This is a genomic window from Nitrococcus mobilis Nb-231, from assembly GCF_000153205.1.
Classification (GTDB): Bacteria; Pseudomonadota; Gammaproteobacteria; order Nitrococcales; family Nitrococcaceae; genus Nitrococcus; species Nitrococcus mobilis.
This window is the reverse complement of the sequence record NZ_CH672427.1, coordinates 2,797,256-2,817,005: the sequence shown is the minus strand read 5'-3', so window position 1 is coordinate 2,817,005 and position 19,750 is coordinate 2,797,256. Positions and strand designations below refer to the sequence as shown.

Here is a 19,750-nt window from a genome sequence, read left to right as displayed (position 1 = left end):
TCAACAGGCCCTAGTACGGGACACGGACTCAACGCGCTTCAGGCCGGTTGAACGACCAGGTCCATTGAGGAGGGTTGCAACTCGCGGTGCTCGACAAGCAACTTACGCGCATGTGGACCGCATTTGCCACAATCGCTGCATACACCAAGGCGTTGACGCAGCTCACGCATCGTACAAGCGCCCTCTTCGAGGGCAGCGCGGATATCCTTATCGGTAACGGCACGGCAAATGCAAATGTACATGCTCTTGATCTCCATCCTCGACACGCAGAATGTAATCCTCCATGAACACGATGTCAAATAACAATCATTACTGTTCACAGTTTTGCCGAGCATCTATTTTCCCGCTCGCATCAATCCACCTAAGCCCTTACCCTCCAGTGCATTGCGAACCAAAGCACGCACCTCTTCCGGATACTCCATGCTAAGCGCCTGCCCTAGCAGTTCCTTCGCCTCACTGAAACTGAAGCTGCGTATCACCCATTTTACACGCAGCAAACTGGCGCGGCTCATACTCAGAGCATTTACCCGCATGGCAAGCAGCAAGGGTGCAATACCTGGATTCGCGGCCATTTCACCGCACACGCAAACCGGCACGTTGGCCTGACAGCCGACCTCGGCTACCGAATTCACCGCCCGTAATACGGCAGGGTGCAACTCATCATAGAGCGCCGCGACCCGCGGGTTGTTGCGGTCGACGGCCAGGAGATATTGCGCCAAATCATTGCTGCCGATAGAGAGAAAATCGAGTCGATTAGCCAGGCTCTCGGCCTGATAAACAGCCGCTGGCACCTCGATCATAGCGCCGAGCTTCGGATTATTGACCGTCATCCCATCCTCGCGCAGCTGCTTGCGGGCACGCTGCACCAGCTGTACCGCTTCTTCCGCCTCTTCCAAGCGGCTGATCATAGGGAACATGATCTGCAGGTTGCCCAACCCGAGATCGGCTCTGAGCATGGCGCGTAGTTGGGTCATAAAAATTTCGGGATGGTCCAACATCACTCGTATGCCACGCCAACCCAGTAACGGATACTCATCGGCAATGGGGAAGTAAGACAACATCTTATCCCCCCCTATATCGAGGGTACGCAAGGTAACCACCCGCGGCGCATAGGCTTGCAGCAGCTCGCGATAGAGCCGCACCTGCTCCTCTTCGCCCGGGAAGCGATCGCGAATCATGAAGGGCAATTCGGTGCGGTGAAGTCCCACTCCATCGCAACCGATTTCCAGTGAGGAGTTGACGTCCGCGACCAAGCCGGTGTTGACATAAAGGCCAATGTTCACGCCATCCAAAGTCATCGCCGGCAAAGATTGGAGCTCTTTGAGGCGCTCCGAAATTTGGGCATCTTCACGCATCAAACGCCGATATTCCCGCCGCACCGCCCGGCTGGGCTGAGCGTAGATTCGTCCCGTGTAGCCATCGACGATCAGCTCGCGTCCCTCCAACTGAGCTGCCTTGAGATCGACTACGCCCATAACGGCAGGAATACCCAAAGCACGCGCCAGGATCGCCACGTGCGAGTTTACCGAACCGGTTGCAGCAACCACACCAGCCAGCTTGTCGCGCGGGATCTCGGCAAGCTGGGTGGCATTGATTTCATGACCGACGAGAATGGTTCGCTCCGGTATGCTTCGCGTGTCCTTGTCCACGGCCGACAGCTGTATCAGCAATCGCCGACCGATATCCCTGATGTCGCTGGCGCGCTCGCGAAGGTAGGGATCCTCCATTTCATCGAACAGTCGCACCTGTTCGGCAATGGCATCGCGGACCGCGTTCACCGCCGATTGGCCGGCCCGGATCCGCCGCCGGACCTCCTCTACCAAAGTGTTGCCGTCCAAAATGTGCAAATAGACTTCGAAGAGCATTTGCTCGTTGTCCGGCACACTGCCAGCGAGCCACTCCCCGAGCTCCGAAAACTCTTTGCGCACTGAGCACACGGCGCTGAGAAATGTCTCCTCCTCCAGTTCAACGCTTTCCGGGGCTCGATCTAGAGCCACCGTAAAATCCATCGGAGCATAGATCACCCGCCCGATACCGATGGCAACCCCCGCAGCGCCGGCTACTCCGGTCAAAGGCCGGATAGGCCCGGCGCGGCGTCCCGAATGCGGAGCATCGATGCTGCCCACTGCCTGAGCGTAGGCGATCACACCGGCAAGCTGCGCCGCCATGGTCACCATGAAAGCGACCTCGTCGTCATCAAAGCGGCGCCGCTCCTGGCGCTGAACGACTAAGACACCCAGCAACTGGCGGTAATGGATGATGGGGACGCCGAGAAAAGCATGGAAGCGCTCCTCGCCTGTCTCCGGGATGTAGCGAAACCGAGGATGCAGCTCGGCGTCGCCTAAATTGATCGGCTCCTCACGCTCGGCAACCAAACCGACCAAGCCCTCATGCAGCCGCAGCCGCACCTGCCCGGCGACGCCCGGATTGAGCCCACGCGTGGCCATGAGAATCAAAGTGGCGAGATCCTCCGCCGCCAGATAGACCGAACACACATCCGAGACCGTTGCTGTGGCCACTCGCTCAACAATGATATTGAGCGCCTGATCCAGATCTCTGGCAGCGTTCACCTCCTGGACAATACGGTAGAGGATCTCAAGCATTCAGCTTCGCCCTATGCGCGGGCCAGATTACCGTACTCGGTAACGCCGGCTGTAGGGATGCCGCAAGCGTGCGCGCGGCTCCCGTCGCCGCGGTGGTGGCCCTTGGGGAAACAATAAAGGTGCCAGTTGCGTCAATGCTTGATCGTAGACGCGTCGTTTAAAGAAAACCACCTCATCGACCGGTCGCCAATATTGAACCCAGCACCAATCGTCGAATTCCGGCTGCGCACAAGCATCTAACCGGACGACCTCATCCGAGCCTGTCAGCCGTAGCATATACCATACCTGCTTCTGACCGACGCAGACCGGACGGCGGCGGCGGTGGATTAAATAGCGTGGCAATCGATAGCGCAGCCAGCCTTCAGTCCGGCCAAGCACCTCCACATGCCTGGGCTCAAGACCGATCTCCTCGTCAAGCTCGCGATAGAGCGCGTCAATAGGCGTCTCATGCTTATTGATGCCGCCCTGGGGAAACTGCCAAGCATCCTGCCCAATCCGACGAGCCCAAAAAACCCCTCCCGAAGCATTGCTCAGGATAATTCCCACATTAAGTCTGAACCCTTCAGAATCAATCACTTAAAAATATGGCTGTTAACCGAGAATATTGACTCTATTCTTTCACAAGCGCACGAATAGTACCAAATCTCCATCCGCTGCATTTGCTTACTTCGTATATTATTAAATGGTTATGGTCACCTCACCCCTCATGCGGAGATTCTACGTGGCTCTAGCTATCTTCGATCTGGATAATACGCTGCTTGCCGGCGATAGCGATTACCTCTGGGGCCGTTTCTTGGTAGACAAAGAGATTGTTGACGGCAACGAGTACACTGCCGAGAACGAACGTTTTTACCAGGCCTACCAGGCAGGCACTTTAGACATCCATGGCTATTTACGCTTCGCGCTGAGACCACTGGCTCAGCATGAGCTAAGACAACTACGAGCATGGCGGGCACAGTTCATCGACGAGCACATCCGTCCAATCGTTTTAGATCAAGGCCGTGAACTGGTGGAATTACACCGCGACCGAGGAGATACATTACTCATCATAACCGCTACCAATCGATTCTTGACCGAGCCGATTGCGGCTTTGTTTGGAATCGATCATCTGCTGGCCACCGACCCGGAAATGGCCGGTGAACGCTACACTGGGGCGATTCAAGGAATCCCGACTTTCCGTGAGGGCAAAATCAAGGCTCTCGAGGCTTGGTCGAAACATACTGGACATCAGCTCACCGACAGCTACTTCTACAGTGATTCGCACAATGATATCCCGCTGTTGGAACGCGTCGCTTATCCGGTTGCAGTCGATCCGGACCCAGAGCTACGCCAACAAGCCGCACAGCGCGGCTGGCCCATTATCAGCCTGCGGTAAAAGCCACCCCCCAAAAACATTGTGTAGCGCAGTCTTCCCTCGAAATATGGAAAGCCGCTGGATCGCGGAACCCACGGCACAGTCAGTGAGTCTATATACAATATCGGTAAGTTAATCAGCGTGGATAGCGGCGTCCTGGTAATGCAAGTCCGCAACGGTTGGATCAAACACAACCCGCAACGACCCGATCCGCCACAGGGAAGTCCGTTGCGGGCAGCTTAACCTCCACAAGCGTCGCTCCAGGATGCTCGTAATTCTGCGCGTAAACGGGCTGCGCTATTATTTAGCAGGGAACCGTATTTGGGGAGGCAGCAATGCTTCCCCAGTTTTTTCGGCCCGCAACACCCGACTCTATGTCATATCGATCGCCTGACAGCCCAACGCGCAAGCACGATTCGTCTTTTAGGTGCACAATTACGAACATGCGCGGCGCGAGAAGGCTCGTATAACTCTGCCCCAGCGCCTACCGATCGCTGGATTCTCACCAAAACCAATCTCACGCAACGTTTGAACCGGGTAGCGAGCCGTCTGATCAACAGCTCTTGCCATACAAGGGACTTTGAACAACGCTTAACCCTACTACACAAGGTGTGGGCACCGAATCCGAGGGTGTTAGCAAGAAGCAACCGAGGTTGTTCTAGGAGGTGCCGTCATGGCAAAGATCGCGTTCATCGGTCTCGGCAATATGGGTGCGCCGATGGCTGTCAATCTGCTCAAGGCCGGGCATGGGTTGGTGGCCTTCGATCTCGTTCCCGAGGCTATGCAACAGCTTGCTGACAAAGGCGCCACCCCAGCACGTTCCGCGGCGCAAGCAGTGGCGCACGCTGCGGTAGTCATTTCCATGCTCCCGGCCGGCAAGCAGGTTCGCGACCTTTATCTAGGCACCGGCCGAGTTCTGGCCAGCGTGAGCACTGGCACCCTGCTAATCGACTGCAGCACGATCGCCGCCGAGGACGCCCGAGCCGTCGCCGCAGCCGCCAACTCGCGCGGGCTGGCCTTTCTGGATGCGCCTGTCTCCGGTGGCATCGCCGGCGCGCAGGCCGGCACCCTAACGTTTATCGTCGGAGGCGAGGCACAGCCATTGGAGGCGGCCCGACCAATTCTTGAGGTGATGGGGAGGAATGTCTTTCACGCCGGTGGACATGGTGCCGGGCAGCTCGGCAAAATATGTAATAACATGCTGCTCGGAATTTTAATGCTTGGCACTTGCGAAGCGCTAAATTTGGCCGTGGCTCACGAACTGAACCCAGCCATAATCTCCGAGATCATGCGCTCAAGTTCCGGCAACAATTGGGTGTTGCAGGCCTACAATCCATTGCCGGGACTGATGGAGAACACCCCAGCCACCCGAGGTTATGAGGGTGGTTTCCTCAGCCACCTCATGGCAAAGGATCTTGCTTTGGCTATGAACGCCGCCCTTGCCTCGGGAACATCGACACCCCTCGGATCGGTGGCGTCCAGTCTCTACGCCATGCACTGCGCCAACGGCAATGACCGGCGCGATTTCTCCAGCATTATTCAGTTCCTGCAAGGCGGTCGACTCGATTGACACCACATTACGGCGTCTGGGCAGCTCCTTTTCGGAAAGACACTCTGTGTTGGTATCCGCTGCGACACGCTTTCACCCCGTACATCAAACGAACTGCAGCTAGGCCAAACTTTCTCCGGGCGCACGAGGGAGTCGGACTGCGCGTCGCTATGGAAAGTTATCCTATTCTTCGATAGCACAGGCCCGCGTCAGTTACGCTGAGCCGCACGGTCGGATTCCTGCGCGAGCAGATCGATCGTGCGCCGAACGTCCTCGCGGGCGGCTTCGAGGATATGGCGAACCGACTCGGGCAGTAATCCAGTGAGAGCCGCATTGGTCAACGCCATTACACGCTGCTCGTCGTCGATACGGCTGCGCAATAAGGCGCTCGCGCCCCGCGCCGCCAGACGGGCCATGACACGCTCGTCCAGAATCTGGAAGGTATCGCACTCGGCATCGACAGTGTCAGGCAGCCCCCCGAGTTGACGCACTTGGTAGCGCAAGCGCTGGGTCAAACTCTCCCGTTCAATGGCAAATCGCCGCAACACCGCTTCGCCATCCTTTCCTGCAAGAATGTCAGCGGCGTGACGATAGCGCCGCACCGTAGCCTCGCAGTGAGCCAGCAACTCACTCAATGCCAGCTGTCGATCATCTCTAGACATCGTCCTGGTTCACCTCCCTATGATTCGCTTCCCCCCAACATCCCCCACACTGGACTTACATCAATCGCCATTCAAGTTCATCAACCGCCGAACCCGTGCCGGTATCGGCGGGTGCGTAGCAAAAAGACGACTGGCCTGCTCGGAGAAATTGCGCAAGGGGTTGACGATAAACATGTGTTGGGTAGCCCGGTTGGCGCCCCGAAAGGGCTCCGCGCTCACGGCAAGCTTCTCGAGAGCTGATATCAGGCCATGCGGATTACGCGTCAGGCGAACGCTCGTGGCATCGGCCAGAAATTCCCGTTGTCTTGAGACCGCCATCTGCACCAGCTTGGCAAATACCGGGGCGAGTGCTGCAAAAATCAAGACCATAAGCAGCGCAATCACGGTGCCACTGCCGCCTGAGCGCTCGCGACCAAAACGTCGGCCGGCACCACGCAGATAAAGCGCCCGGAAGGCGAAATCGGCAACCAGCGCGATCAACCCAACCAATATCCCTACAGCCGTGGCATAGCGCATGTCCAGATTAACGATATGCCCCATCTCATGGCCGATAACACCCTGCAATTCGTCACGATCGAGTTTATCGAGCAATCCGCGCGTAACACCGATGGCCGAGCGCCGTGTATCCAACCCTGTAGCCAACGCGTTCAGAGCAGGTGTATCGATGAGATAGACCCTAGGCTTGGGGACGCCGGCGGCGATGGCCATCTCCTCCACCACATTATGAAGCTGAGGCAATTCCTCCCGACCCACCTCACGCGCACCAACCAAGCCGAGCACAATTCGATCACCTACGAGAAAAGCAAGCACGATCCAGAGCACGCCAAAACCCGTTAGCAGCAACGCTCCTCGCACCCCCCAAGGACTCAGATACCAGACGGTTACGCCATGCTGCCGCATAGCCGCAGTGGTGTAGAGCTCCAAACTCCAGCCAAGCAAGTAACCAAGAATAGCCCCGATCAGCAACAGCAGCAGGACCAAGCGGTTGGTGTTGCGGCGATTGGCCGCGGCAGCCGCCACGAAGTCCGTGCGGTGCAACCGCTTGCCTCGTCTTCCCGGGCGAATGCGCGATTCACGGGCCGCTGCCCCGCACATGCGGCAAGTCGCCGCCCCTGAGCGGTTGAGCACCCCGCACTCAGGACAGTTAACCCATTTGCGTGGCATGCCGCTTCAGCGCAGATCGACCCGGGGTGTTTCCCGCGCGGCGGTGTCGATTTCAAAGTAGCGTCCATGACGAAAATTAAATAAATTAGCGATCATATTGGAAGGAAAGCTTTCGATCGCATTGTTCTTTGTCATCACACTGTCGTTATAAAATTGACGGGCAAATGCGATTCGATTTTCCGTGCTGGAGAGTTCCTCCATCAGATCGGTCACATTATTGTTGGCCTTGAGGTCCGGGTAATTCTCCATCAACGCAAATAGACGGCCTAATGCGCCGCTGAGTCCTTGCTCCGCAGCCATTGCCGCCTCAAAACCCTGCCCCTCCACAGCAACGGCCCGATTGCGTGCCGCTATGACTTGCCGCAGTGTCTCCTGCTCGTAGCTCATGTAATCTTTTACCACCTCAACCAGATTGGGAATCAGGTCATGGCGGCGTTTGAGCTGCACATCAATTTGGCGCCAGGCGTTTTTAACCTGATTGCGCAACCGAACCAAGCGGTTATACAAAACGATCATCCCGACGCTTGTGGCCGCAATGACGCCCAGCACTACGAGCATGGTAAGATTCATTCGACTGCCCCTCCTTGAGCCGATTGTCCTTGAGCTTGAGCTTGAGCTTGAGCTTGAGCTTGAGCTTGAGCTTGAGCTTGAGCTTGAATTAAGATGTCCTAAACGGGAGGAGTGAGCAACTAGGATTACCGGAAAATGTGCAAAATGCCCGCCCCGGCAGGCCGGAAAATCGCCCATCACGAATTACGGTACGAATCTGGATCCCTGCCCGCCAACGATGACGTTGCTCTAACATACCATCGCTTCGAACTGGGCACTGCGGCTAGGATACTTCTCCCCGCTCCCGCGCCACCGCCCGATAGCCGATATCGTTGCGATAATAAACGCCATCCCAATGGATATTTCGCACTAATTCGTAAGCCTTGGCCTGGGCTAGCGCCACCGTCTCCCCGAGCGCGCACACCGTGAGCACCCGACCACCCACATTGATGATGTTGTCGTACTCATCGAAGGCCGTGCCGGCATGGAAGACCTTGCAGTTCGCCTGCTCGATAACGGGTAACCCGGTGAGAATGTGTCCTTTGCTGTAGCCATCCGGATAACCGCCGGATGCCATCACCACAGCAAGGCCGGCGCGCGGATCCCAATCGGCCGCCAATGTGCTCAACCGACCGGCGAGCGCGGCATCACACAGTTGGATCAAGTCGGATTTAAGCCGCATCAGAACAGTTTGAGCCTCAGGGTCGCCCAAGCGCACATTGAACTCGAGCACTTTGAGTGAGCCCCCCGGTGCGATCATAAGACCTGCGTAAAGAAAACCGACATACCGCCGCCCCTCCTTGGCCAAGCCGGTGATCGTGGGTCGAATGACTTCATCCATGATCCGCTCATGGCACGACGCAGTTACCACTGAAGCCGGCGAATAGGCCCCCATACCGCCGGTGTTGGGTCCCTTTTCCCCATCGTCACGGGCTTTATGGTCCTGGCTCGAAGCCAACGGCAACGCCTGCTCGCCGTCGACCAGGACCATGAAGCTTGCCTCCTCCCCCTCCAAGTACTCTTCCACTACGATGCGCTCACCAGCAGCACCAAAAGCCTTGTCGACAAGCGCTGCTTCCACGGCCCGCAGGGCCTCATCCAAATTCATGGCGACCGTCACACCTTTGCCGGCGGCCAGGCCGTCCACTTTCACCACGATCGGTGCGCCCCGCTCGCGTATGTAATCACGAGCTGCATCCGGGTCCGTAAAGACCCGATGTTCGGCGGTCGGTATGCCATGGCGGATAAGAAAATCCTTACAAAAGGCCTTTGAACCCTCAAGCTCGGCCGCGCGCCGGCTGGGGCCGAAGCAGCGCAAGCCCGCCTCGTCGAAGGCATCGACCATCCCCATCATCAACGGTACTTCGGGGCCGACTATGGTCAGATCGATTTCATATTGGCGCGCGAAATCCACCAACGCCGGCACATCGTCGGCCCCGAGACCGACATTTTGCACTTTCGGCTCACGCTGAGTCCCGGCGTTACCTGGAGCGACATAGACGATCTCGACATTGGCCGAGCGCGCCGCCGCCCACGCGAGCGCATGCTCACGCCCGCCACTGCCTATGACCAGAGCCTTCATGGCTTTGCTCCCACTGTACGGGTGGAATACGAAAACGCCTATCCGGGCCACTGCATCCGTATGTTAGGGGCGCTGGATGGTCAGTGCCGAAAATGCCGCATGCCGGCAAATACCATAGCCATTCCATGTTCGTCCGCTGCGGCGATGACTTCTTCGTCACGCACCGAACCCCCAGGCTGGATGATAGCTTTGACCCCGGCTGTCGCTGCGTGGTCAACAGCGTCTCGAAAGGGAAAGAACGCATCCGAGGCGAGCACACTGCCAGCAAGGCCGAGGCCAACATCCGCCGCCTTGCGAGCGCCGATTCGGGCGCTGTCAATACGGCTCATCTGCCCAGCGCCGATACCCAGCGTTCGACCATCCCGAGCATAGACGATGGCGTTGGATTTAACGAACTTGGCGACCTTCCAGGCAAACAATAAATCCTCGAGTTCGCTCGTGCTGGGGTGACGCCGACCAACCGGGCGCAGTCCGTCACCGGGCGGGAGAAGCACGCTGTCACACTCCTGAACCAAAAATCCGCCACGCACACGCTTGAAATCATAGCCAAGTTCCGATTCGTCATTCCACGGTCCATAAGCCAACACCCGTATGTTTTTCCGGACCGCGGTGTGAACCAAGGCCTCATCTAAGACACTCGGCGCGATAATTACTTCTACAAACTGACACCCGACGATCGCGGCGGCGGTCGCGGCATCCAACGGGCGGTTGACAGCGATGATCCCGCCAAACGCCGAGGTAGGGTCCGTCTGATAGGCCTGACCATACGCCTCGAGCAGTGAGCCCGCTACGGCCACCCCACAGGGATTGGCGTGTTTAACGATGACACAGGCCGGTTGTTCGAACTCACGGGCACAGGTCAGCGCAGTGTCCGTATCTACGATATTGTTGAAGGAAAGTCTCTTGCCCTGCAGCTGTGCAGCGCTTGCCACTGAGCGCTCACGTACCCCCGGCGACTGAAAAAAAGCGGCTCTCTGATGAGGATTCTCCCCATAGCGCAAGGTATGAGTTCTATTGAGCTGTAGGCTAAGCGTCTGCGGGAGCTCGTCTGACCCGTCATCCGCAATACGGGCCATGAAATACTGGGCTATGGCGGTATCGTAGTGCGCGGTCTGCGCAAAAGCCGATGCCGCCAGTCTCCTGCGGGTAACTTGAGTCAGCCCGCCCTGCTCGTCCAGCTCCTTGAGCACTTGGGGATAATCGGCGGCAGCCGTCACCGCAGCTACGGCGGCGTAATTCTTCGCTGCGGCACGCAGCATAGCAACCCCACCGATATCGATGTTCGCAAGAGCCTCTTCCATAGAACAATCGGTTTGGGCTACCACCGCCTCAAACGGGTATAAATTAACCACCAACAGATCGATCGGCCGGATTTCATGCGCCTCCATGAGCGCATCATCCACCCCGGGACGCCTAAGCAAAGCCGCATGCACCTTCGGATGCAGCGTCTTCACCCGCCCATCCATGATTTCGGGAAAACCGGTGTAGGCGGAGACCTCTACGACCGGCAACTCCGATTCACTCAACAATCGGGCCGTACCGCCTGTGGAAAGTATCTCTACCCCACGCTCGACCAGCGCGTTCGCGAAATCGACCACGCCGGTCTTGTCGGAAACGCTGATAAGCGCTCGTCGCACCGAGCGGAGCGGAGGAACTACTGTCATATTCGTGAATTCCTGGCTGACTGCTAGCTCGCTGATTTTGCTAGCTGAACTCTGGTAGTCGTATAGTCATGCAATGATGGGGCGTCGCGCTGAGCGCTGCATAGGGTTAATGCTCAAGCCCGTAGTATTGGAGTTTTTTGCGCAATGTGCTGCGATTGATGCCCAACATTTGTGCAGCCTTCGTCAGATTGCCTGAGCAAACCCGCATCACTGCTTGAAGAAGCGGGATCTCGACCTCGGTAAGCACCATCTTGTAGAGGCCACTGCATTCACAATCCTCGAGCCGGCGAAAATAACCCTCCAGCGCCTCACGAACGCAGGCTCGGATAGGCCACGCTCCTTCGAGCCCAACGCCCCCTTCAGGTTGACGCTCCTCTCGGGCGCCAGCAACTGTGGCTTGCTTCACCATCCCGCAAACTACAACCGGTTTATTGTTGATGGGTTTATGGACCAAGGCGAAAAAATGAAGCCTGGCCGATATCCGGCCATACGTGCCGCAGGCGGTTTATGCTCCCGCTAAGGAGGATCGATGATAAACACAATTCCTTTGGGGTTAAAGCGCATCGAACCCGACACCAGACGGTGACTCACAGCCGAGCCCGCCTTGGCGCCGCCCGATCAGACAAACCCAGCCGTCTCGAATTCGAGGGGACTCAAACCTGAAAGCACCGCCGAAGGCTTCCGCTACCGTATCGACCTGATCCTGCAAGATTCCCGCAAGAACCAGGGTGCCACCGGGACGCGTGAGCCGAGCTAGTTCAGAGGCAAGGCTACAAAGTATCCGCGCCAGTATATTGGCCATCACCAAATCCACAGCGGGCGGTGCCGCACCGTCCGCAGCGAGTAGCCGCAGTCGGCTTGAGACACCGTTGCGCTCAGCATTGTCACGACTCGCCAGCAACGCCTGGGCATCGGTGTCCACCCCATAGGCGATACGGGCACCCAGACACAACGCAGCCACCGCCAGAATACCGGAGCCACAACCATAGTCTACAATCGAGCGGCCGCACGGCCGAAATTCGGCCAACCACTCCAGACACAGCGCGGTGCTCGGATGAGTACCGCTGCCGAATGCCAAACCTGGATCGAGCCTGACGTTCACTGCTTCAGGAACGGGAGCTTCCAGCCCAGCTGGGACCACCCAGAGCCAGTCACCGAAGCGCAGCGGCACACACTCGTCCAACCACACCCGCTCCCAAGGCCGGTCTTCGACGGTCTCTACGGACCATCCTGGTGGTTCACGGCCCAAATGGGCGCAGAGCTGAGCCCAGATGGGTCCAATAGCCGCCGGCCCTTCCAACAAGGCCACGATGCGGACTTGTGGCCATAATACGGGATCCCCGGCCTCTGGCTCCAGCACCGGCCGTCCGCCAGGGTCCAAGTAAGTGATGGCCAACACGTCCGATCGCCCAAGCATGCTCTCGACCCGAGGGCATGCGTCGGCTTCCAAATCGAAGGCGATCTGCGTCCAATCCATACCACGGGTATACTACTGCATGCGAGAGACAAGCCAAGCTGGAAGGAGTGTAAGACTGGCCTTTCAGAGCTCTTCTGTCGCAGCGAAAAGAGCCGCTTGTTCACGCGTGAAAAAGCAACCGCCGCGCTCGAAGCCTGCGATTACGGATACTTTTACTGCCAGCGCATGACCTGCGCTATCACGGCGCGTAACGAGCGCATCCGGCAAACCGTCCAGGCAATGACAAGGCGAGAGCGTTCCATTCGCGTTCCGAGAAATGTATACGATGTCCGTACAGGTATCCAGAAAGGCCGGCACGAAGCCGAGCGAGCGGTTGTTGGTACTCACTCCTGCGGTGTCCTGAAAAGCCTGACTATGCTCGGCGAACTCTTCTAGGGTGACAGCACGTACCACGGGAAGCCTCTTGCCACTGACTCTGCCCACTTGGGCGTCAAAAATTTGGAGATTGCAGCCGCAAAGCTTTACTACAATATAAATTTTACACTCATTGTCAACGGCAAGGGAGTCCCGAGGCGCCGAGCCCGCCGGCCGCGAAGACAATATGAGAATTACCCAGCATCGTTGCGGTATTTACCGGGAGCCCACAATATGTCGCCATCTGCGGCGGCGTTCGCCGTACGCCCCGCCACAAATAGGAAATCGGAGAGCCGGTTGAGGTAGCGCAACACCACCGGGTTGATCACCTCCTCGTCCATTAATGCCACGACATCCCGCTCGGCGCGCCGTGCCACTGTGCGTGCATGGTGAAGGTGGGCACTGGCTACCGTGCCACCGGGGAGAATGAACGAGCGCAGAACCTCCAGCGAAGCATTCAGTCGATCGATCTCGTTTTCCAGCCAAGCAACCTGCTCCGCGCGCACCCTAAGCGCTTGCCGCTTAGGCGGTTCCGCCTCCGGCATACATAGGTCCGCCCCCACATCAAACAGGTCGTTTTGTATCCTTAGCAAGCTGGCTTCCAACTCGCCGGCGACATAGAGTCGAGCCACCCCAACGACCGCATTGGTCTCATCCACGCTGCCGTAAGCGACCACCCGAGGCTGATGCTTGGCCACGCGCTGGCCGTTACCCAACGCGGTCTCACCGCGATCCCCGGTACGCGTATAGATCTTCGTCAGTTTGACCATAAGCGCTATCTGCTCCGGAGCATTGGCTGGATAAACGCGCTCCAATCATATCTCGCACCAACGCCAGTCTGGCCAAATAGCTGCCGGTGTACCCGCTCGCCAACACGCCGAGCACGCCAGCCCAAGACGACTGACAACGGTCTGGCACCGCAACGCCGGCACACAAAATTAAGCCACTCAGAAATTGGGCTTGACGCGAGCATCCTTATAGCGCGCAACTGCATCCAGGATTTCCTTGCGAGCGGCCTCTGCATCATACCAGCCCTCTATCTTCACCCACTTGCCGGACTCGAGATCCTTATAGTGCGCAAAGAAATGACTGATCTGATCGAGCAACTCTCGTGGCAAATCCGAAGGCTCGCGGACCCGATCGTACATCGTGGTCAGCTTTTGGGCCGGAACGGCCAGCAACTTGCTGTCGAGCCCTGCCTCATCGGTCATCACCAATACCCCGACCGGCCGGCAACGCACCACAACACCGCTTATCAGGGGAACCGGGGTTACCACCAGCACATCGACCGGGTCACCGTCATCGCACAAAGTATGCGGAATATAGCCATAGTTACAAGGGTAATACATAGCGGTGGCCATGAAGCGGTCCACCGTCATCATACCGGTTTCTTTGTCGACTTCGTACTTTACCGGATCCCCGTGATAGGGAATCTCGATTGCAACGTTGATCTCCTCCGGCACATTACGGCCCGAAGTGATCGTATTGGAGATCATAGGTTTTCACTACCTCACAAAAAAGCTACAGCTCGGAGTAAGGGGTGCGTGCCGCAAAGGCGGACAACGACTGCCATCGACGCCCCAATCCTGTGGCAAGCAGACACCTAGCGAAGCGCATCCTTGCCGAGACGTGCAATGGCCCCCTGTTTTCTGGCAAAGTCGCCGCGATTATAAAACAAAAGTAGGCGCCATATTGCGCCGCAACGCAGAATAACATCGCCATCGCATAGCGCGATTGGCCGAAAAATGGGAGGCGTATCACCATGTCGATCGTTTATTTGCCGCCTGTGTTAGGCCTACTGGGTCTTGCGGCGGCACTGCTGATCTACGGCGCAATCCTGCGCTACCCAGCGGGCTCGGAGCGCGTCGTCGCCATCGGCGAGAAAATCCATCTCGGCGCGATGGTTTTCATGCGACGCGAGTACACCATCCTCGGCTACGTCGCATTGGCGCTCACTGTGCTGCTCTGGATCTTCCTCGGCTGGCAGACCGCCACCGCGTATCTCATTGGTGCCTTAGCGTCCGCGGGAGCCGGGCTGATCGGCATGTACACGGCAACCAAAGCTAATTATCGCACGACGACGGCCGCGCATACTCAAGGTGCAGCCGCGGCCCTCACCATTGCATTCTTCGGTGGTTCCATCATGGGACTGGCGGTGGCCTCATTGGGCCTGCTCGGCCTTGGCTTGCTGTTTCTCTTCTACGGCGGCGATCCCGCCACGGCGCATAATATCCATGGCTTCGGAATGGGCGCGTCAACAGTGGCCCTGTTCTCACGTGTCGGCGGCGGCATCTTTACTAAAAGCGCAGACGTCGGCGCTGACCTGGTGGGCAAGCTTGAAGCCGGCATCCCTGAGGATGACCCCCGCAACCCCGGCGTGATCGCCGATAATGTGGGCGACAACGTGGGCGATGTGGCGGGTATGGGCTCGGATATCTTCGAGTCTTATTGTGGGGCGATGATCGCCACGATCGCCATGGCCGCCACCTTGCCGGCTGCAGTTGTCTCGGGACTGGGGGCGCGCGATACGCTCATGTTCCTGCCACTGGCGCTGGCCTCAGCGGGGCTGATCTGTTCGCTGCTTGGCATCATACTGGTGCGCCTGTTTTCCACTCAGACGCCGGAACGGGCGCTGCGAACCGGAACCATCGGCGCATCGGTGTTGTTCATTGGTGTGGCTTATTTCATCGTGACCGCATTGGGTATTACTGACCACGCTTGGTGGGCCGTGTTATTCGGCGCAGCCGGGGGCATTGTCGTCGGGCTCGTCACCGAGTACTACACGGCAGGACGGCCGGTGCTCAGCATCGCCCGGTCCGGGGAGACCGGCGCGGCGACCGTCATGATCAAAGGGCTGGCGGTCGGCATGGAGTCGGTGGCGATACCGATGCTCACTATTTGCGCCATCATCGGCGTCTCCAGCGCTTTAATCGGCCTTTATGGGGTCGGCATCGCCGCGGTAGGGATGTTGGCGACGGTGGGTATCACCATGGCCATCGACGCCTATGGGCCGGTCGCCGACAACGCTGGCGGTATTGCCGAAATGGCCGAGCTCGGCCCGCAGACGCGGCGCATCACCGACTCGCTCGATGAGCTCGGCAACACAACCGCCGCCATCGGCAAGGGATTCGCCATCAGCGCGGCGGCCCTTGCCGCTCTGGCGATCATTACCGCCTACGTGCAAACCATCCGGCATCACATGCCGGAATTTACCATCTTCCTAGGAGCCCCTGAGGTACTAGTGGGATTGTTCCTTGGTGGCGTCTTCCCGTTTCTGGTGGCTGCCATCACGATGACCGCGGTGGGCGACGCCGCCTTTGCCATGATTCACGAGATCCGCCGCCAATTCCGCGAGATACACGGCCTGCTGGAGGGCAAGGCTGAACCCGATACAGCACGCTGCGTCGACATCGCCACGACCGCGGCCTTAAAGAAAATGATACTGCCCGGCGCTCTGGCCATAATCGCCCCGCCCGCGGTTGGCTTTCTTATTGGGCCAGAGGCGCTTGGCGGCATGCTGGGTGGGGCTCTGCTCGGAGCGGTGCTCTTGGCGCTTACCATGGCCAACGCCGGAGGCGCCTGGGACAACGCCAAAAAATACGTGGAGAAAGGCAACTACGGCGGCAAGGGCTCCGAAGTACACCGAGCCACCGTTGTGGGTGACACCGTGGGCGACCCTTTCAAGGATACTTCGGGTCCTTCCATGAATATTCTGATCAATGTCATGGCCATCATAAGTCTAGTCATCGCACCCTTGCTGGCTTGATGTCTTGTTTGTGCCAGCCTCGACTCGCCCACATTACACAACCGACAGTTCGGATGATTTCGGCGGGTCACGAAAATACCGAACCGGATACTGACTGTTAAATTATTTGACATTCATGCAGAAGCAAATTTTATGGAATCGCCCAAAAATAAGTTATCCGTTTAATTTGCATGCAAATTCGTGATTTTTGCACGCATTTTGCAACGTATGGCGTGGATCCTAGATCCATAGGCCCGGGATTGGGAGGATTGCTGCAACACCCGTCAAGTCGTCCGCTCTACCGCGAGCCCGTGTACCAAGCTCGTGGTCCCCATTACCCAGGCTGGCGGCGGTATATAAAAGCCGCTGCCAACTAACAACAACATGAACACCCCCTACAATTCCGGCCGGCGCATGCCGGCCTTTTTTTCGGACCAACCGGCAACGACCAAACAGAGCCCCACTGCTCAATTTCCCTCGAATCGCGGGAGCTTTTTGTCCACCATGCATCGGCGCAATCGAGCGTAGCTCGGTAATCCGTTTTCATAAGGCGGATAGTCCTCGCCGGCAATGAGCGGACTCAGATAGCGTCGGCACTGCGCAGTGATATGCAAGCCGTCCTCACTGATGTACTCGGCAGGCAACTTGCGCTCTACGTTAGCGACCTCGGCGAGTCGCGCCTCGCCCACTTGCCACCGATAGGGGTCGTCGCTTAGCCGCGTGATGGTCAACATAATGGCGTTCTTGCCGGCCAAAGCAAACTCGACTGCGGCTTGCCCAACGGCGTAGGCTTGCTCGACGTCCGTACGGGAGGCGATATGGCGTGCCGCGCGTTGGAGGTAATCAGCGATGGCGTAATGGTACTTGTAGCCTAAAGTATCGTTAATCAGGCGCGCGATCACGGGGGCCACGCCGCCAAGCTGAGTGTGGCCGAAGGCATCCTTGCCACTACCCTGGTCAGCGAGGAATGCACCGTCAGCATTCCGAGTACCCTCCGAAGCCACCACCACACAATAGCCAAGCTCTTGCACCGTTTGTTCGACGCGGGAGAGAAACCGCTCTCGGTCAAACGGGATCTCGGGCAGCAGGATGAGGTGCGGCGGCTCGCCAGGGAGCTCTTGTGCCAATCCGGCAGCCGCCGCTATCCAGCCCGCGTGACGACCCATGGTCTCGAGGATGAACACTTTCGTCGAAGTCTTGGCCATGGAGGCGACATCGAGTCCGGCCTCGCGGGTGGAGACGGCGATGTATTTGGCTACCGAGCCGAACCCCGGACAGCTATCCGTACCCGGCAGGTCGTTATCCACGGTCTTGGGAATACCGATGCAGGTTATCGGATAACCGAGTTGCTCACCGAGTTGTGCAACCTTATGCGTCGTGTCCTGCGAATCACCTCCGCCATTGTAAAAAAAATAGCCGATATTATGGGCGTCAAAGACCTTGAACAAGCGCTCGTACTCGGCGCGATTCTCCTGCAGTCCCTTGAGCTTATAGCGTGCGGAGCCAAAAGCCCCCGCTGGCGTATGGCGCAGAGCAGCAATCGTTCTCGCGCTCTCTTGGGATGTGTCGATCAGCTCCTCATGTAACGCACCGAGAATGCCGTTGTGGCCCGCAAAAACCGTATCGATCTGGCCGGCGCGATGCCGCGCGGTCTCGATCAAGCCGCAGGCCGTCGCATTGATAACCGCCGTAACTCCTCCAGACTGTGCATAAAAGGCGTTGCGCTTGGTCATGGAGACGCTCCTTCTTTATCCCTTACCGAAGACACATAGGCACGCTGACACACCGCGCAGCCCGATCGCAACGTCAGGCGCGCCGTTCTGTCGCAGTCCGCTCGTGCAGCGCACGACTCCGCTCCACCTCGTCATCGGGCGTCCTATGTAAATAGAACCGCGTTAACGGCACGGCCTGGTTATTCCGAGCCAACTGGAACTGAAACACCACCAAATCACGCCAACGGAAGGCTGCTTCACTGAGAGCGAGGTAGAATTCCCACATGCGACAGAAACGCTCGCTCTTTTCAGCCGCCACCTCAGCACGCACACGCTGGAAACGCTGCTGCCATTGAGCCAGGGTAAAAGCATAGTGCAGCCGCAGCACTTCCACATCCGTGCTCACCAAATATTGCCGCTCTACCGCCGCCATCACCTCTGACATGGCAGGGATATAACCACCTGGAAAGATATAATGACGAATCCAAGGGTTGGTCAACCCCGGCGGGCCTATCGATCCGATGGTATGGATAAGCGCTACGCCGTCCTCGGTAAGCCGCTCACGCACCGCCCGGAAATAGGCATTGTAATTCCACGCCCCCACATGCTCGAACATACCGACGCTGACCACGCGATCATAAGTTTCGGTGTTCTCCCGATAATCCTCGAGACGAATCTCCACCAACGCTTCCAATCCCCGCTGCTTGACTCGTTCCCGAGCCACACGATATTGCTCCCGAGAAAGTGTCAACCCCGTAACCCGAACATCGCAGGTCTCGGCAAGAAAGATCGCCAACCCGCCCCAACCGCAACCGATATCGATTACCCGCTGGCCTGGAGCTAATAATAGCTTACGACGAATATGCTCCTTTTTTGCCCGCTGCGCCTGCTCAAGCGTCATGCCGCTGCCTGACCAATAAGCGCAGGAGTACTGCATGTCCTCGTCCAAAAACCGGCGGAACAGCGATACGTCCAAATCGTAGTGATGGGCCGCGTTACGCTGGCTAGCAGCGATCCGATTCCACTGCTGAATCGGCTTGACCAGCTTGATCATGGCTCGTCGGAACCAGTTTATCGGCTCGCGGGGGAAGTTGCGCATCAACACCTCGAGCAAGGTGATCAACGAGGGACTGCTCCAGGCGCCATCCATGTAAGTCTGACCGAGCATGAACTCGGGGTCAGCCGCCACCTTGTTGAGAGCGGAAGCGTCATGGATACACCAGTGGGCCTGCGGGCTACTGTTACCGTAATGCCGTATGGACCCGTCGGGCAGATCAACAACGAGGGAACCCATTCGGATCCGATCTTCCAGCATACTGTCCAGAACCATTGTCT

At 57.9% G+C, this 19,750-nt stretch carries 18 protein-coding genes; 3 read left to right on the top strand and 15 right to left on the bottom strand.

The window, feature by feature from the left end:
* Window positions 1-38: 38 nt before the first annotated feature.
* The 3 genes from NB231_RS12810 to NB231_RS12800 form a co-directional block, all read right to left on the bottom strand.
* A complete protein-coding gene (locus tag NB231_RS12810) occupies window positions 39-242 on the bottom strand; it encodes a bacterioferritin-associated ferredoxin (RefSeq protein ID WP_040664019.1) in 204 nt (67 codons plus the stop codon).
* Window positions 243-335: 93 nt separating this feature from the next.
* A complete protein-coding gene (gene ptsP / locus NB231_RS12805) occupies window positions 336-2,603 on the bottom strand; it encodes a phosphoenolpyruvate--protein phosphotransferase (RefSeq protein ID WP_005003526.1) in 2,268 nt (755 codons plus the stop codon).
* Window positions 2,604-2,630: 27 nt separating this feature from the next.
* Window positions 2,631-3,179 (bottom strand): RNA pyrophosphohydrolase, encoded by a 549-nt coding sequence (locus NB231_RS12800; RefSeq protein WP_050756108.1) that lies wholly within the window; start codon window positions 3,177-3,179, stop codon window positions 2,631-2,633.
* Window positions 3,180-3,324: 145 nt separating this feature from the next.
* On the opposite strand from NB231_RS12800, the gene NB231_RS12795 reads away from it, so the two are divergent.
* Complete coding sequence (locus NB231_RS12795) at window positions 3,325-3,978, top strand: histidinol-phosphatase (RefSeq protein ID WP_040662383.1); 654 nt, start codon at window positions 3,325-3,327, stop codon at window positions 3,976-3,978.
* 652 nt (window positions 3,979-4,630) lie between these two features.
* Window positions 4,631-5,527 (top strand): 3-hydroxyisobutyrate dehydrogenase, encoded by an 897-nt coding sequence (gene mmsB / locus NB231_RS12790; RefSeq protein WP_005003521.1) that lies wholly within the window; start codon window positions 4,631-4,633, stop codon window positions 5,525-5,527.
* Between the two features lie 188 nt (window positions 5,528-5,715).
* Here the strand turns inward: mmsB and NB231_RS12785 are convergent, their stop codons facing one another.
* The 10 genes from NB231_RS12785 to ppa all read right to left on the bottom strand — a co-directional run bounded on the left by NB231_RS12785 (window position 5,716) and on the right by ppa (window position 14,454).
* The gene (locus NB231_RS12785; protein WP_005003520.1) at window positions 5,716-6,168 is read right to left on the bottom strand and encodes a hypothetical protein; all 453 of its coding nucleotides are present in this window, start codon (window positions 6,166-6,168) and stop codon (window positions 5,716-5,718) included.
* A 60-nt stretch (window positions 6,169-6,228) separates the two neighbouring features.
* Complete coding sequence (locus tag NB231_RS12780) at window positions 6,229-7,206, bottom strand: M48 family metallopeptidase (RefSeq protein WP_198007298.1); 978 nt, start codon at window positions 7,204-7,206, stop codon at window positions 6,229-6,231.
* A 132-nt stretch (window positions 7,207-7,338) separates the two neighbouring features.
* Window positions 7,339-7,902, bottom strand: a complete 564-nt coding sequence (locus tag NB231_RS12775) for a LemA family protein (protein WP_156777010.1) — start codon at window positions 7,900-7,902, stop codon at window positions 7,339-7,341.
* A gap of 262 nt (window positions 7,903-8,164) precedes the next feature.
* Window positions 8,165-9,463, bottom strand: coding sequence for a phosphoribosylamine--glycine ligase (gene purD / locus NB231_RS12770; RefSeq protein ID WP_005003512.1), 1,299 nt, complete (start codon window positions 9,461-9,463; stop codon window positions 8,165-8,167).
* An 80-nt stretch (window positions 9,464-9,543) separates the two neighbouring features.
* Entirely contained in the window at window positions 9,544-11,127 is a 1,584-nt protein-coding gene (gene purH, locus NB231_RS12765; RefSeq protein WP_040662380.1) for a bifunctional phosphoribosylaminoimidazolecarboxamide formyltransferase/IMP cyclohydrolase, read from the bottom strand.
* Between the two features lie 106 nt (window positions 11,128-11,233).
* Window positions 11,234-11,536 (bottom strand): helix-turn-helix domain-containing protein, encoded by a 303-nt coding sequence (locus NB231_RS12760; protein ID WP_005003508.1) that lies wholly within the window; start codon window positions 11,534-11,536, stop codon window positions 11,234-11,236.
* 144 nt (window positions 11,537-11,680) lie between these two features.
* Complete coding sequence (prmA, locus tag NB231_RS12755; protein WP_005003507.1) at window positions 11,681-12,604, bottom strand: 50S ribosomal protein L11 methyltransferase; 924 nt, start codon at window positions 12,602-12,604, stop codon at window positions 11,681-11,683.
* A gap of 63 nt (window positions 12,605-12,667) precedes the next feature.
* Complete coding sequence (locus NB231_RS12750; RefSeq protein WP_005003505.1) at window positions 12,668-12,997, bottom strand: hypothetical protein; 330 nt, start codon at window positions 12,995-12,997, stop codon at window positions 12,668-12,670.
* A 155-nt stretch (window positions 12,998-13,152) separates the two neighbouring features.
* Window positions 13,153-13,728, bottom strand: a complete 576-nt coding sequence (locus tag NB231_RS12745) for a cob(I)yrinic acid a,c-diamide adenosyltransferase (protein ID WP_005003504.1) — start codon at window positions 13,726-13,728, stop codon at window positions 13,153-13,155.
* Between the two features lie 177 nt (window positions 13,729-13,905).
* Window positions 13,906-14,454, bottom strand: coding sequence for an inorganic diphosphatase (ppa, locus tag NB231_RS12740; RefSeq protein ID WP_005003502.1), 549 nt, complete (start codon window positions 14,452-14,454; stop codon window positions 13,906-13,908).
* Window positions 14,455-14,720: 266 nt separating this feature from the next.
* Here ppa and NB231_RS12735 point away from each other — a divergent pair, with 266 nt between their 5' ends.
* Complete coding sequence (locus tag NB231_RS12735; RefSeq protein ID WP_005003500.1) at window positions 14,721-16,724, top strand: sodium-translocating pyrophosphatase; 2,004 nt, start codon at window positions 14,721-14,723, stop codon at window positions 16,722-16,724.
* A 446-nt stretch (window positions 16,725-17,170) separates the two neighbouring features.
* On the opposite strand, the gene NB231_RS12730 is transcribed toward NB231_RS12735, so the two are convergent.
* The gene (locus tag NB231_RS12730; RefSeq protein WP_005003498.1) at window positions 17,171-18,436 is read right to left on the bottom strand and encodes a 6-phosphofructokinase; all 1,266 of its coding nucleotides are present in this window, start codon (window positions 18,434-18,436) and stop codon (window positions 17,171-17,173) included.
* Between the two features lie 73 nt (window positions 18,437-18,509).
* Window positions 18,510-19,745, bottom strand: coding sequence for an SAM-dependent methyltransferase (locus NB231_RS12725; protein WP_005003497.1), 1,236 nt, complete (start codon window positions 19,743-19,745; stop codon window positions 18,510-18,512).
* Between the last annotated feature and the right edge of the window lie 5 nt (window positions 19,746-19,750).

What these genes read in the sequence shown, in the direction of transcription:
- NB231_RS12730 (WP_005003498.1), bottom strand. Translation starts at nt 18,436, where the DNA reads ATGACCAAGCGCAACGCCTTTTATGCACAGTCTGGAGGAGTTACGGCG.
- NB231_RS12810 (WP_040664019.1), bottom strand. Translation starts at nt 242, where the DNA reads ATGTACATTTGCATTTGCCGTGCCGTTACCGATAAGGATATCCGCGCT.
- NB231_RS12775 (WP_156777010.1), bottom strand. Translation starts at nt 7,902, where the DNA reads ATGAATCTTACCATGCTCGTAGTGCTGGGCGTCATTGCGGCCACAAGC.
- purD (WP_005003512.1), bottom strand. Translation starts at nt 9,463, where the DNA reads ATGAAGGCTCTGGTCATAGGCAGTGGCGGGCGTGAGCATGCGCTCGCG.
- NB231_RS12745 (WP_005003504.1), bottom strand. Translation starts at nt 13,728, where the DNA reads ATGGTCAAACTGACGAAGATCTATACGCGTACCGGGGATCGCGGTGAG.
- ppa (WP_005003502.1), bottom strand. Translation starts at nt 14,454, where the DNA reads ATGATCTCCAATACGATCACTTCGGGCCGTAATGTGCCGGAGGAGATC.
- prmA (WP_005003507.1), bottom strand. Translation starts at nt 12,604, where the DNA reads ATGGATTGGACGCAGATCGCCTTCGATTTGGAAGCCGACGCATGCCCT.
- NB231_RS12760 (WP_005003508.1), bottom strand. Translation starts at nt 11,536, where the DNA reads ATGGTGAAGCAAGCCACAGTTGCTGGCGCCCGAGAGGAGCGTCAACCT.
- purH (WP_040662380.1), bottom strand. Translation starts at nt 11,127, where the DNA reads ATGACAGTAGTTCCTCCGCTCCGCTCGGTGCGACGAGCGCTTATCAGC.
- NB231_RS12785 (WP_005003520.1), bottom strand. Translation starts at nt 6,168, where the DNA reads ATGTCTAGAGATGATCGACAGCTGGCATTGAGTGAGTTGCTGGCTCAC.
- NB231_RS12735 (WP_005003500.1), top strand. Translation starts at nt 14,721, where the DNA reads ATGTCGATCGTTTATTTGCCGCCTGTGTTAGGCCTACTGGGTCTTGCG.
- ptsP (WP_005003526.1), bottom strand. Translation starts at nt 2,603, where the DNA reads ATGCTTGAGATCCTCTACCGTATTGTCCAGGAGGTGAACGCTGCCAGA.
- NB231_RS12725 (WP_005003497.1), bottom strand. Translation starts at nt 19,745, where the DNA reads ATGGTTCTGGACAGTATGCTGGAAGATCGGATCCGAATGGGTTCCCTC.
- mmsB (WP_005003521.1), top strand. Translation starts at nt 4,631, where the DNA reads ATGGCAAAGATCGCGTTCATCGGTCTCGGCAATATGGGTGCGCCGATG.